12 protein-coding genes are annotated in these 13027 nt (G+C 41.8%); 6 read left to right on the forward strand and 6 right to left on the reverse strand.

The features are described 5' to 3' along the window. The first annotated feature begins 712 nt into the window (after nt 1-712). On the forward strand, nt 713-1084 hold the full coding sequence (locus tag V7K60_RS11420) for a DUF2237 family protein (protein WP_334925558.1): 372 nt from the start codon (nt 713-715) through the stop codon (nt 1082-1084). Between the two features lie 98 nt (nt 1085-1182). On the opposite strand, the gene V7K60_RS11425 is transcribed toward V7K60_RS11420, so the two are convergent. The 5 genes from V7K60_RS11425 to V7K60_RS11445 form a co-directional block, all read right to left on the reverse strand. Then, the gene (locus tag V7K60_RS11425) at nt 1183-3423 is read right to left on the reverse strand and encodes a hybrid sensor histidine kinase/response regulator (RefSeq protein WP_334925561.1); all 2241 of its coding nucleotides are present in this window, start codon (nt 3421-3423) and stop codon (nt 1183-1185) included. A 4-nt stretch (nt 3424-3427) separates the two neighbouring features. Next, a complete protein-coding gene (locus V7K60_RS11430) occupies nt 3428-4000 on the reverse strand; it encodes a chemotaxis protein CheB (protein WP_334925563.1) in 573 nt (190 codons plus the stop codon). A gap of 64 nt (nt 4001-4064) precedes the next feature. Next, nucleotides 4065-4928, reverse strand: a complete 864-nt coding sequence (locus V7K60_RS11435; RefSeq protein ID WP_334925565.1) for a metal ABC transporter permease — start codon at nt 4926-4928, stop codon at nt 4065-4067. A 45-nt stretch (nt 4929-4973) separates the two neighbouring features. Continuing rightward, nucleotides 4974-5753: a metal ABC transporter ATP-binding protein gene (locus V7K60_RS11440; protein WP_334925567.1), complete on the reverse strand. Its 780-nt coding sequence runs from the start codon at nt 5751-5753 to the stop codon at nt 4974-4976. A 149-nt stretch (nt 5754-5902) separates the two neighbouring features. Next, the gene (locus tag V7K60_RS11445) at nt 5903-6904 is read right to left on the reverse strand and encodes a metal ABC transporter substrate-binding protein (RefSeq protein ID WP_334925569.1); all 1002 of its coding nucleotides are present in this window, start codon (nt 6902-6904) and stop codon (nt 5903-5905) included. An 802-nt stretch (nt 6905-7706) separates the two neighbouring features. Between V7K60_RS11445 and V7K60_RS11450 the strand changes: the two genes are divergently transcribed. From V7K60_RS11450 to V7K60_RS11470, 5 genes are all read left to right on the forward strand, one after another. Beyond that, nucleotides 7707-8207, forward strand: a complete 501-nt coding sequence (locus tag V7K60_RS11450; protein WP_334925571.1) for a DUF2231 domain-containing protein — start codon at nt 7707-7709, stop codon at nt 8205-8207. Then, nucleotides 8204-8821, forward strand: coding sequence for a DUF2231 domain-containing protein (locus V7K60_RS11455; protein ID WP_334925572.1), 618 nt, complete (start codon nt 8204-8206; stop codon nt 8819-8821). Before V7K60_RS11450 ends, V7K60_RS11455 begins: the two co-directional genes overlap by 4 nt. A gap of 39 nt (nt 8822-8860) precedes the next feature. After that, complete coding sequence (locus V7K60_RS11460) at nt 8861-9787, forward strand: cytochrome c oxidase subunit II (protein ID WP_334925819.1); 927 nt, start codon at nt 8861-8863, stop codon at nt 9785-9787. A 13-nt stretch (nt 9788-9800) separates the two neighbouring features. After that, entirely contained in the window at nt 9801-11462 is a 1662-nt protein-coding gene (gene ctaD / locus V7K60_RS11465) for a cytochrome c oxidase subunit I (protein ID WP_334925573.1), read from the forward strand. Between the two features lie 95 nt (nt 11463-11557). Further along, nucleotides 11558-12160 carry a cytochrome c oxidase subunit 3 gene (locus V7K60_RS11470; protein ID WP_334925575.1) on the forward strand — a complete coding sequence of 201 codons (603 nt, stop codon included), beginning with the start codon at nt 11558-11560 and terminating at the stop codon, nt 12158-12160. Between the two features lie 114 nt (nt 12161-12274). On the opposite strand, the gene V7K60_RS11475 is transcribed toward V7K60_RS11470, so the two are convergent. Continuing rightward, nucleotides 12275-12871 (reverse strand): hypothetical protein, encoded by a 597-nt coding sequence (locus tag V7K60_RS11475; protein WP_334925821.1) that lies wholly within the window; start codon nt 12869-12871, stop codon nt 12275-12277. Nucleotides 12872-13027: the final 156 nt, after the last annotated feature.

Here is a 13027-nt window from a genome sequence, read left to right on the forward strand (position 1 = left end):
GAATCAGGCAGTAGTCTTTGCCTGTGAAACTACTTTACACTGCTTTACAATTTTTAATCAAGTTTTATTACTTCAGTAAATCTGATATGAGTTATCAGGTTTGCTTATTTAAAGGCAAACAATGAGACAAGAATACGCCAAAGTGATATCACATATTTGGTTAGCTCTTTAGAATCGGTGTCTGATTTATGTCTACGATTGCTCAATGGGAGTAACACTCTGTTCACACAGCCTTTCGTGGAAAAGGGAACAAGAAATTCTGATGGTCAGAAGCTACTTCGATTTGTAAAGACTGGCTCCTGTATTACACCAAATTAATTATTTGCTTATTTATCCGGGAATAATAGCTTTGTGTATTACCGCTGTTCTAAAAAAATTAACCTTCAGCTTATTACTGAGGGCTTTTTTTGTTTGGCAAAATGGCATATCTGTAAATTAGAGGGTTGTTATGGTATTGGAGTAGGATACATTCCATGCGAAAGTACTGACTTGCATTACCCCTGGCTAACTACCAGGGGTTTTTATCTAAACTGAGAGCGATCGCTCTTAAATATTCTGCTGAGAAATTTATTTTTAGCGATTTTGAGATAAGTAATTTTAAAATTCCCTGCATTTGGGAATTAATTAAAGATAACGATTTTAATTCAACCAGGGAATTGACAATAAATATAAGCTTATATCAAGTGGAAAAATCAAGTACAACGAATTAACGATGACAGACGCTAAAAATGTAATCGATGGAAACCTAGAGGTTTGCTGTACTTCTCCCGTGACTGGGTTTTACCGCGACGGTTTTTGTCGTACAGGTGGTCAAGATTTCGGGTCGCATGTCGTATGTGCCCAAGTGACATCAGAATTCCTGGAGTTCACCAAATCGCAGGGGAACGATCTCAGCACAGCTGCTCCTGATTTTAATTTTCCTGGATTGAAGCCTGGCGATCGCTGGTGTTTATGTGCTTCTCGCTGGCAAGAAGCTCTAGAAGCTGGTGTTGCTCCACCCATAATACTTTCAGCAACCCATGCTAGAGCTTTGGAAGTGGTTTCTCTAGACGAACTCAAAAAACATGCCCTAACTTCGTCTTAATTGGGATTGGGCGATTGGGCATTGGGCATAAGAGGCAGAGGGGAAAACTACTGTAACTTCTCCTCTGCCCCCCTGCTTTCCCCACTCCCCACTCCAAATCAACTGACTGGAACTTCAATAGGCAGTTCTAATACATTGACAACTGCAGAAATCAACTTATTGGGGTCAATTGGCTTAGATAAATGCTGCTGAAACCCTGCTCTTAGGGCTTCCAAGCGGTCTTCCTCTCGCGTGTATGCTGTTAAAGCGATCGCGGGGATGCGTCCGCCTTTTTCTGGTTCTAAAGATCGCAGTTTCCTAATTAATGTATAACCATCTTGCTCTGACATACCGATGTCGCTAATCAGGATATCTGGTTTTGCTTGTTCAAGTACTACTAGGGCTTCATTAACTGATCCTACCGCAGTGGCAAAAGCCCCATACTCCTCAAACATAAAACTGAGAAAGTTACGGGTATCTGTTTCATCATCTACAACTAAAACTCTTAATCCAGCAAGGGGCGTAGATGCTACAGAGGAGGAAATTTTTCCTGTTGCTTCTCTATTTACCCTATTGTTTTGTAAGAGTGGTAGTCTTACAGTAAAGGTTGCTCCTTGCCCAATGCCTAAACTTTGGGCAAAAATTGTCCCCTTGTGTAGTTCTACTAGATGACGGACGATCGCTAATCCTAGTCCTAATCCATTGTGCGATCGCGTTGTGGTACTGTCTGCTTGCCGAAAACGCTCAAATACTTTGGGTAAAAACTCGGAACTGATACCAATGCCTGTATCGATAACTTGAATTTGGGCGTACTGAGATTTTGAATTTTGAGATTTTGCGGAAAGTTTAAGACTCGGCTCCCGACCATCAGAATTTTCCAAGACAGATTTTAGATTATTGCTTTCTTCAGTGTTTGCAGAGTCTAAATTTTCACTATTAGATTTAAATCCAAAATCGTTCGACTGGGTTGTACTGAGCCTTGTGGAAGTAGCACTTACACCGTTCGCGTAGCGTTCTGCAGGAAAGTCTGAAATCGGCAATCCAAAATGCTTTGACAGCCTGACTTCTACCCTACCACCTTTAGGCGTAAACTTTATTGCATTAGTTAGTAGGTTCCAGACAACTTGCTGTAAACGGGCTGGATCGCCATAGACTGACCCTATCGAAGTATCCAGCACAGTATTTAATTGAATATCTTTTGGCTCTGCTAGGGGACGCACTGCCTCTAAAGCTGCCTCCATCACCGAGATTAGATTCACTGCCGATACGTTTAACCGCAACTGACCACGGATAATCCGGGATACGTCCAAGATATCCTCAATTAGTTGCATTTGAGATATGGCGTTACGTTCGATCGCCTCCAAGGCGCGGGAAGTGGCTTTTTCGTCAAGTTTTTTGGTGCGGAGGATTTTTGACCAGCCGAGCATTGAGGTTAGAGGCGTGCGGAGTTCGTGGGAGAGAACAGCTAGAAACTCATCTTTCATTCGATTCGCAGCTTCTGCTTCCTGTCTTGCTGTTTGTTCGCGAATCACTTGAGCGCGGACTTCTTCTGCTTGCTTGCGTTCGGTAATATCTTCAAGAGTGCCTACATAACCCAACAAGTCTCCTTGACTGGAAAGCATCGGTGATGAACGAACTTGAACCCAACGAATGTTACCGTGAGCAGCTTGAAAGCGAAATTCTTCTGAGTATTCCCGACCTTCACAAATGTAAGCAGACCAACTAGCGATCGCTCGTTCTTTGTCTTCTGGATGAACAGATTCCAGCCATCTCTTTTCTAAACTCTCTGACGCTTTCAAGCCACAAATTGCCTGATAGCGCGGATTAGTATATTTACAGTTACCTTCGGTATCAGTTTCAAAAATGCCAACGGGTGAGCAGGTACTTAGTGATCGGAATCGTTCTTCACTTTGCCTGAGTTCGGTATTCACAGCTACCAGTTGCGCTGTTTGTTGCTTGATGGCTTCTGTTTTCTTAAATAGTTCTACAAATACTGTGACTTTAGAAGTCAAGATATTGGGGTCTAGTGGTTTGAGCAGATAATCAACAGCACCCAAAGCATAGCCTTTAAACAGCATTTGGTCGCTGGTACTAAAGGCGGTGAGAAAGATAATTGGAGTATGACGCGATCGCCCCCGATTGCGAATTAAAGTAGCAGTTTCAAAGCCATCCATCCCTGGCATTTGCACATCCAGCAAAATCACCGCAAAGTCTTGATGCAGCAGACACCTCAAAGCTTCTTCCCCGGAAGTAGCTCTCACGAGATTCTCCCCTAGTTTTTCTAGGATTGCCTCTAGTGCCAGCAAATTTTCTAGTTTATCATCTACTAGGAGGATGTTGACTTTGGGTTCCATCTGCATCGGTTTATTTCTGTAATAATTGACAAAGCTTGACCATCTGGGAAGCAATGTTTGAGAGTGTCAAAATCCAGTCTACTGTAATAGCAGAAATTGCTGCCTCTGGCATAATGTCGCTCTCCGCTGTGGCAGGTTCTTGTACAATGGTAATTCCTCCCCGCGCTTTTATTTTCTTAAGACCTTGCATACCATCTTGGTTTGCTCCTGTCAATATTACACCAATAACTTCCTCTGTGTAGACATCAGCTGCCGACTCAAACAGCACATCAATAGATGGCCTAGCATAAGAAACAGGCTGATCAGTCGAAAGAGCAAAGTGACCTGGTTCAACCAGTAAGTGGTAATCTGCTGGGGCTATGTAGATATGTCCCGATAGTATTTCGTCCTTGTCTTCCACTTCTCGAATTTTCAACAAAGTGGATTCTTGTAATAAATCCTGGAGTGTGTTGCTAGACTCTTTATGACGGTGTTGCACGATTGCGATCGGTACAGGGAAGTCTGCTGGTAAATTACCCAGGACAATTTTCAATGCTGATAATCCGCCTAAAGAAGTACCAATTACCACAATTTTAAACGACACTTGTTTCGCCCTCACACCTGGAGAATGTGGGTTATGTAAATAGCTAAAGCTCTTTCATACTGAATCAGTCAGTATTTTCCTGCTTCTTTGCTCTTACCAGTAACCCATGTTTAGGTGCAAAAATCATTGCTATGACAAACAACAAGGTTTGCAACACCACAATGCAACCCCCTGTTGCACCATCGATATGATAGCTGATGTAAGTCCCCATGACACTAGAAAATACGCCCGATGCCATTGCAATTAGTATCATGTGGTCGAAACGGTCTGTTAATAAATAAGCCGTTGCTCCCGGAGTAACTAACATCGCTACAACCAGAATAATTCCTACTGTCTGGAGTCCGGCGACAGCAGTTAGCGATAGTAATGATAGTAAAATATAGTGTAGTACTCCTGTATTCAAGCCGATGGAACGTGCATGAGTGGGGTCAAAACAAAATAATAGTAGGTCTTTGCGTAAAATAGCTATTGTTACTAAAGTAATTACGCTAATAATCACTGTTTGGATAATGTCTTCATTAGAAATACCCAAGACATTCCCAAACAAAATGTGCGTCAAGTCTACGCTGCTTGGAGTTTTGGAAACTAGTACTAAACCCAAAGCGAAAAATCCTGTAAATACAAGTCCGATGACAGTATCTTCCTTAATTCTCGTCTTCGCTTTGATATAACCGATCGCAATAACTGAACCCACTCCAAAGACAAAAGCGCCTACAGCAAAAGGGATATTTAAAACATAAGCAATTACTACCCCAGGCATTACCGCATGGGAAACAGCATCTCCCATTAATGCCCAACCTTTGAGGGTCATAAAACAAGATAAAACAGAACAGACCACCCCAACCAAGGCACTTACACAAATTGCCTTTACCATGAATTCATGCTGTAGAGGTGTAGTTAACCAGTCTAACATTGCAAGAGTATTCATATTTTTATAACTCTAATCCAAGCAATATCAATTAAAAATTATCAATCAATCAGATTCATTTTTATTTCCACGGATGATCTGACTTTTGCTGAAAGATAAATCTCCAAGAGAACCGCCAAAAGTACGTGATAGATTTTCTTCTGTGAATACTTCGGATGTATTACCATAAGCTAAAATAGTACGATTAATGAGTACTACTTGGTCACAGAAAGTAGTGATAGAGGCTAAATCATGGGTAGAAATTAAAATTGTATGGCCTTCTTCTCGCAATTCCAGTAATAAGTCAATCATCGCTTTTTCTGTTTTGATATCTACCCCAGTGAAAGGTTCATCTAATAGCAAAACTGTTCCCTGTTGTGCTAAAGCACGGGCGAGAAAGGCACGTTTTTTCTGTCCACCAGAGAGTTCTCCAATTTGGCGATCGCGCATTGACCACATTTGCACTCTCTCCAAACTCTCTCTCACCACTCTGTCATCTTTCGCTGACGGAATTCGCAGTATATTCATGTACCCGTAGCGCCCCATCATCACCACATCATGGACACTGACTGGAAAATTCCAGTCCACTTCTTCTGACTGTGGTACATAAGCGACCAAGCTTTTTTTCTGTACAGTTTTTATCGGTAAGCCATTAATCAAAACCTGTCCTGTAACTGGCTTCAGAAAACCCATAATCGCTTTAAATAGGGTTGATTTACCACTACCATTCATCCCGACTAAACCACTAATTGAACCTGCTTGAATTTGCAAATAAGCACCATGTAAAGCAACTTTACCGTGGTAAGCAACTGTCAGATTTTCGACATTAATACTAATAGATTTCACTAAAAATCACCTCTAAGATTAATCATTAGTTTGTAGTAAGTGACTCCAGCATTTTTGCGAACACGTAATGTTTTCCAGAAAACAAAATAGGACTAAAGTCCTTACTACAGGCTAATTTTAAATAATTAAATTTATTCTTACATACTTGCTCACTTTTCCTCTAATCCTTGAGTTAGAGTAGTAATATTAAGTTCTAGCAACTTGAGATAAGTTGGTGCTGGCCCGTTTGCTGGAGACAGCGAATCAACGTAAAACACTCCACCAAACCTTGCTCCTGATTCTCTAGCTACCTGACGTTGCGCTCCATCGTTTACTGTACTTTCACAGAAAACTACAGGTATTTTATTTTGTTTAACTATATCAATGACTTTTTCTAGCTGTTTAGGAGTAGCTTGCTGTTCAGAATTGACTGCCCAGAGATAAGCTTCTTTCAAGCCATAATCGCGGGTGACGTATGAGAACGCGCCTTCACAGCTTACCATGTAGCGCTTGTCTGCTGGAACTACCGACACGCTTTTTCGCAGTTTCTCATCAACTTCTTTAATTTTTTGGCTGTATGTTTTGGCATTGGTATTATAAGTCTCTGCATTCACTGAGTCTAAATTAACTAATGCTTTGCGAATATTCTCTACATAAATCAAGGCATTTTGTGGTGACATCCAAGCATGGGGATTAGGTTTCCCTTTGTAGGTATCCTCCGTAATTTCTACAGGTTTAATTCCCTCACTTAGAGTAACATGAGGTACATTAGGGACGCTGTTATACAATTTCTGTGCCCAACGCTCTAAATTTAGACCATTATTCAAAATTAGGTCTGCTTTTTGCGCCCTCACCAAATCGCTAGGAGTTGGTTCGTAACCATGAATTTCCGCCCCTGGTTTGGTGAGAGATTCAACAATTGCCTTGTCTCCCGCCACGTTTTGCGCCATATCTGCGATGACTGTAAAGGTGGTAAGAACTACTTTTTTACCTTTTTTATCTAGATTGGGGGTGGTAGTTGTGGCTGAGTTTGGACTTAACTGTGGTTGAGAATTAGAGGCTGACGGGTTACACCCAGCCAAACATAGCCCCAATAGTAGCCCAGACGCTATAGCCAATTTTTGTCCGTACTGCGGTAGTTGCATCTGAAACTTATTGATATTAAATTTCATTATAGCAATTTCATAATTTTCTCATTTTTGTCTTACTTTAACAGAAGTAAGACAAGAGTGAAAGAATTATGAAAATAATATTAGAGAAAAAAAAGCGAATTTGTTGCAATCAACTGTATTTCTGGGTTCTGACTTAACCTGGATTTGCCTTGATTCCTTCCTTTTCTCATTTTACGATACTTTTTAAGTAGTTCAAATATTTTTGTTGTTTGGATCACAAACCAATATTTTTTTATTGTGAAATACCTTACAGACAAATCTTATGTTTGGAGTTTTTTGTATTTCAAATAATGCAAAAATCAATACATTGCAAATTTTTTTTTTGTTAGATAACTAACTTTTAAAAGTTTAATATTTATTGTTTTGACAATTCATAAAAATTTACTTAAGCTAAAAGATAGATTAAGCAAATCAACAAACGACAGCGATTTTATTTAGCTACACCAAGAATTGTTGTTACAGACTATTGGCATAAGGAAATGAATCAAAACCAAAATTATTCTATGTAGGGAATTTAACCAGATTTGGCTATAAAAAGCTAAGACATGATTAAGCGTACTTAACCACGCAGATATTGAACAGAATTCGGTCAATTATGGATGGATACTTGTGGTGATGTTAGTGAGTGTCCATCAATTCTTGAAGCTTGACTAACGATTTTAGATTTTTGATTAGGTCTTCTAGTTTATATCTCGTCTGGGACGGAATAAATCTAAAAGACGCTCGCTAAGACTGCGCGATCGCCAATCCAAAATCCAAAATTTATTGACCAAAGTGCGGTAGATATGTCCAGGAGAAGACGATGCTTGAGTATTTTACATCTTTGAACGATCACAATTTGCCCTATCCAGATACGGTTCATCCCATCGTTGTCCACTTCGTAATTGCAATGGTGTTGTTTTCCTTCTTCTGCGATGTAATTGGCTATTTTACTGGTAAATCCGGTCTTTTTGAGGTGAGTTGGTGGAATATGTTGGTTGCTACGATCGCCATCTTCGTCGCGATTATTTTTGGTCAGTTTGAAGCGGGATTAGCACAGCCTTACAGCCTAGCAAAATCGGTGCTAAATTTGCATACGCTAATTGGTTGGTCGCTTTCAGGAATTATCACAGCGATTACAGCTTGGCGCTATGTCATTCGTGCCCGTAACCCGCAAAAAGTACCGATTTATTATTTGGGAGCCGGACTAGTTTTAACCTTGATAGTTGGCTTGCAGGTATATCTCGGCGATGAACTTGTTTGGGTCTATGGATTGCATACCGTGCCAGTTGTGGAAGCAGTAAAGGATGGTGTGTTGCGATGAACTCAGAATTAATTGACCAATTGAGCGGCTCTCTAGGCGCAAACGGATTACCTTACACAATTCCCATTCATCCCAACTTAGTCCATCTGACAATAGGTTTGTTCATCATTGCGATGACCTTTGATATTGTTGGTGTTCTGTTCCCCTTTGAAAAATGGGTTTTCAAATTTTTGGCAATTACTGTGGAACGTGACAATTTATTTGATGTTGGCTGGTACAACATGTTAGCTGCCAGCATCATCACATTTTTCACTGTCGGGGCAGGCTTTTACGAAATGCTATTGGCTACACCACCAGCTGATATGAAGAGTGCCTGGGGATTGCAGGCAATGGAAACTATGCTCTGGCATGGTATGGGTGGTGTGTTCTTATTAGCGTTGATTGTTGGCATGACCATCTGGAGAGCATGGCAGCGCTTCGTTTGGGGCAAACAACCATATAAACAGACAGATAGAGAAGTGCAATGGATCTATCTGTTCGCAGGCATAGCAATCATGTTCATTATGTACATCCACGGCACACTAGGAGCGCAACTAGCCACCGAATTTGGCGTACACAATACAGCAGATAGTTTGCTGCGATTAGGTCAAGACCTGAACACAACACTCAAATAAGTCATTTACCCCATGCCCAATGCCCAATAACTAATGACCATGAAAATCCAGAAGATTTTAAATATTTTGACGCTGCTTACAGGCGCGATCGCAGTGACTTCTATGAGTCTCTGGATTGGCAAACAGGCTTACTCCTGGCTTCCTCCCCAAGCAGCAGCCGAATCCCTACTAATTGATGATTTGATTAGCTTCTTAGTAACCCTCGGTGCCTTCATCTTCTTGGGAGTAACAAGTACTCTGATGTATTCTGTAATCTTCCATCGGGCAGTCAAAGATGACTTCACTGACGGCCCCCCGATTGAAGGAAATATCACCCTAGAAGTTGTCTGGACAGCAATCCCAATTCTATTGGTATTTTGGATTGCAGGCTACAGCTACCAAGTTTATGAACAAATGGGAATTCAAGGCCCATCAGAATTAGTTCATTTGCATAATCCATTAGGAATGCAATCGGCTCATGCAGATCCAAAAGATGCCCCAGCTAACGCCTTAGCAGAATCGGTAGAAAAAATCGACGTACTAGCTAAACAGTGGGCGTGGGTTTTTCACTATCCCGAAAGAGATGTTACTAGTACCGAATTGCATTTACCGAGCGATCGCCGAGTACGTTTAGCGCTAAAATCACAAGACGTTCTCCACGGCTTCTATATACCTGCATTTCGCCTCAAGCAGGATATTATTCCTAACCATGCGATCGACTTTGAATTTACTCCCATCCGCCCAGGACAATACCGATTGACCGATTCTCAATATAGCGGTACATACTTTGCGACGATGCAGGCGAATGTGGTCGTCGAATCTCCTGAAGATTATCAGCAGTGGCTGGCACAAGCTGCAACCCAAAAGCCATCCCTAGCAAATAATCAGGCAGCTTCTGAGTATGCTCAAACATCCAATCAATCAGTCCAAACTGGTTGGGTCACAGTTCCACCTGCTGCACCTCCTCTAGTCAATTCACCTGGTTGAAAGGAAAGTAACCATGACTAATGTTCCTATTGAAGGTATCCTTCTCCCGAATGAGAAGCCTAACCACGAATCTCCGAGTAACTGGAAAGAATACTTCAGCTTTAGCACTGACCATAAAGTTATTGGTATCCAGTATCTCGTTACCTCATTTTTCTTCTTTCTCGTCGGCGGTATCTTTGCAATGGTGATGCGGGGAGAACTGATGACACCCGAATCAGATTTAGTCGATCGCACTGTCTATAACGGGATGTTCACCATGCACGGCACTGTGATGCTGTTTTTGTGGACATTTCCCTCGTTGGTTGGTTTTGCTAACTATCTAGTCCCCCTGATGATTGGGGCGCGAGATATGGCATTTCCCCGCCTGAATGCCGTCGCCTTTTGGATGGTACCAGTAGTTGGGATTTTGATGATGGGTAGCTTTTTTGTCCCTGGTGGCCCAGCCCAAGCTGGCTGGTGGTCTTACCCGCCAGTTAGTCTCCAGAATCCCACAGGTAACTTAATTAATGGTCAAGTTATCTGGCTCTTAGCGGTGGCAATATCCGGCGTATCCTCAATTATGGGGGCAGTCAACTTTGTCACCACAATCGTCAAGATGCGGGCCCCCGGAATGGGCTTCTTTCGGATGCCCATGTTTGTCTGGGGAGTATTTAGCGCCCAGATTATCCAATTATTCGGATTACCTGCACTGACAGCCGGCGCGGTGATGCTGCTACTCGACCTCACAGTTGGCACCGCCTTTTTTGACCCCGCCAAGGGTGGGAATCCAGTTATGTTCCAGCATTACTTCTGGTTCTACTCCCATCCCGCCGTTTACGTGATTATTTTGCCCGTCTTTGCGATTTTCTCAGAAATCTTCCCAGTTTATTCACGTAAACCTCTATTTGGTTACAAAGTAGTTGCTATTTCATCCATCTTGATTGCAGGAGTGAGCGGCATTGTTTGGGTACACCACATGTACGTTAGTGGTACATCAGGATGGATGCGGTTGATTTTCATGCTGACGACGATGTGTGTATCTGTCCCTACAGGAATTAAAGTATTTGCCTGGGTGGCAACTATTTGGGGCGGTAAACTGCGGCTAAATACCCCCATGCTGTTTGCCTTGGGCGGATTAGTCATGTTTGTCTTCGCTGGTATCACAGGCATCATGCTTTCCTCCGTACCAATCGATGTCCACGTTAACAATACCTACTTTGTGGTAGGACACTTCCACTACATCCTCTACGGCACCGTGACGATGGGCTTATTTGCTGCTATCTATCACTGGTTCCCCAAAATGACTGGGCGGATGTACTCTGAAAGTTGGGGTAAAATCCACTTCTGGCTAGCTTTCATCGGCACCAACCTCAACTTTTTACCCATGCATCCCTTAGGATTGCAAGGAATGTTACGCCGAGTTGCTTCCTACGCCCCAGAGTATCAATTCTGGAACATTATCGCTAGCCTTGGCGGATTTCTCTTGGGAATGTCCACCTTGCCCTTCATATTCAACATGGTGATTTCTTGGATGCAAGGCGAGAAAGCACCTGCTAACCCTTGGCGGGCAATTGGACTAGAGTGGTTAGTTTCTTCACCCCCCCCAGTAGAAAACTTTGAAGAAACTCCCATCATCATCTCCGAACCCTACGGCTACGGCAAATCAGAACCCTTAACATCCAACCTCCCAGAATAAACGCAAACTATCGGGAAGACGCAAATAACCCTCCGCGTACCTCTGCGCTTCCCTCTGCATACCTTTGCGTTTCAAATTCCCCCTCAAAAACCAAAATGGACAGCTATATCAATTCCCACGAATTGCCCCATATAAGCGCAGAACACAGCCACGACGAAGAAGGCAACAAAATGTTTGGCTTCATTGTCTTCCTCCTGTCAGAAAGCGTCATCTTCTTAAGTTTTTTTGCTGGATATGCCATCTACAAAACAACAACACCTAACTGGCTACCAGTTGGTGTTTCTGGACTAGAAATAAAAGAACCAGCAATCAACACAGTAATTCTTGTTGCTAGTAGCTTTGTAATTTACTTAGCAGAACGCGCCCTTCAACGCCATGACTTAGTGAAATTTCGCCTATTTCTGTTGGCAACAATGGCAATGGGAACTTACTTTTTAGTTGGCCAAGCGATTGAATGGAAAGGCCTCACCTTTGGTTTCACCTCCGGGGTATTTGGTGGAACTTTCTATCTGCTTACAGGCTTCCACGGTTTGCACGTGTTCACTGGCATCCTGTTGCAGTTAATAATTTTGATACGTTCTTTCCTACCTGGCAACTACGATACAGGTCACTTCGGCGTCAATGCAACTTCATTGTTTTGGCACTTTGTCGATGTTATCTGGATTATTTTGTTTGTCCTTATCTATGTTTGGCAGTAAATATTGATGGGAAGGAAAACCCAGATAATTTCTCTGGGTTGGTGTATGGGGCATTGTTAATTACTTTTATGCCCTATACACCATTCACTGTAATAACTATATTTAGGTCTTAGTTCAACCTTTCAAATTAACCTTCTCCTCAAACTTTGACCCATCTTGATGAGATAAAAATTTTTCACTACTATGATAACTTCTTCGCCATTGTTCGAGCTTATCTATAGATATTGATTTAGATGTGACATTCACACCATTTCCTCGCCAAGCAACTTCTGCATCTGTTGTGAAAACCCCGCACTCTAATTGATCTAGCCTCATATTCCAATATTCGCTGAATCGACCTTTTAAAGTAATAACTTGCTCAAATACCTTGTTTCTATGCTTATTTCTTCTTTTTCGTTCTGTTGCTCCAGTTGCTTCTGTATCAATAAACTTAGTTTCAACTAAAAACAGACTACCTTTAAAGGTCAGGAAGACAAAATCACACTTCCCTAAATCTGTATAATCTGAAATTGGAGATTTTTCAAATAACAGCAATTCAGCGCACGAGGGAAACAACTCTTTAATATTCAGAAATAAATAAGCTTGCAATAGAAGTTCCTTGTCATAAGGAAACAATATCACTCCTTCAAAAAATTTTTGAATGTCCTCGTGAGTTTGGGGTTGAATTTTTTTACAGTATGAAACAAATCTATGTAGCTCGTTGACGATCATCAAGTTCTAACTCCTTCCCCCGGTCGCAGCCTTCAGGGTATTAGCATCAAAAGATACCACTCCCTCAAAGAAATTATCATCCGCATAAGTAACTAAAAAAACGATTAAAATCCTGGATACTTAAGGCAATTTACTGTTGACAGTTCAAGAAAACTA

The sequence above is a fragment of the Nostoc sp. genome, from assembly GCF_036917555.1.
Classification (GTDB): domain Bacteria; phylum Cyanobacteriota; class Cyanobacteriia; order Cyanobacteriales; family Nostocaceae; genus Nostoc.

What these genes read in the sequence shown, in the direction of transcription:
- ctaD (WP_334925573.1), top strand. Translation starts at nt 9,801, where the DNA reads ATGACTAATGTTCCTATTGAAGGTATCCTTCTCCCGAATGAGAAGCCT.
- V7K60_RS11450 (WP_334925571.1), top strand. Translation starts at nt 7,707, where the DNA reads ATGCTTGAGTATTTTACATCTTTGAACGATCACAATTTGCCCTATCCA.
- V7K60_RS11445 (WP_334925569.1), bottom strand. Translation starts at nt 6,904, where the DNA reads ATGAAATTTAATATCAATAAGTTTCAGATGCAACTACCGCAGTACGGA.
- V7K60_RS11435 (WP_334925565.1), bottom strand. Translation starts at nt 4,928, where the DNA reads ATGAATACTCTTGCAATGTTAGACTGGTTAACTACACCTCTACAGCAT.
- V7K60_RS11460 (WP_334925819.1), top strand. Translation starts at nt 8,861, where the DNA reads ATGAAAATCCAGAAGATTTTAAATATTTTGACGCTGCTTACAGGCGCG.
- V7K60_RS11425 (WP_334925561.1), bottom strand. Translation starts at nt 3,423, where the DNA reads ATGCAGATGGAACCCAAAGTCAACATCCTCCTAGTAGATGATAAACTA.
- V7K60_RS11470 (WP_334925575.1), top strand. Translation starts at nt 11,558, where the DNA reads ATGGACAGCTATATCAATTCCCACGAATTGCCCCATATAAGCGCAGAA.
- V7K60_RS11475 (WP_334925821.1), bottom strand. Translation starts at nt 12,871, where the DNA reads ATGATCGTCAACGAGCTACATAGATTTGTTTCATACTGTAAAAAAATT.
- V7K60_RS11420 (WP_334925558.1), top strand. Translation starts at nt 713, where the DNA reads ATGACAGACGCTAAAAATGTAATCGATGGAAACCTAGAGGTTTGCTGT.
- V7K60_RS11455 (WP_334925572.1), top strand. Translation starts at nt 8,204, where the DNA reads ATGAACTCAGAATTAATTGACCAATTGAGCGGCTCTCTAGGCGCAAAC.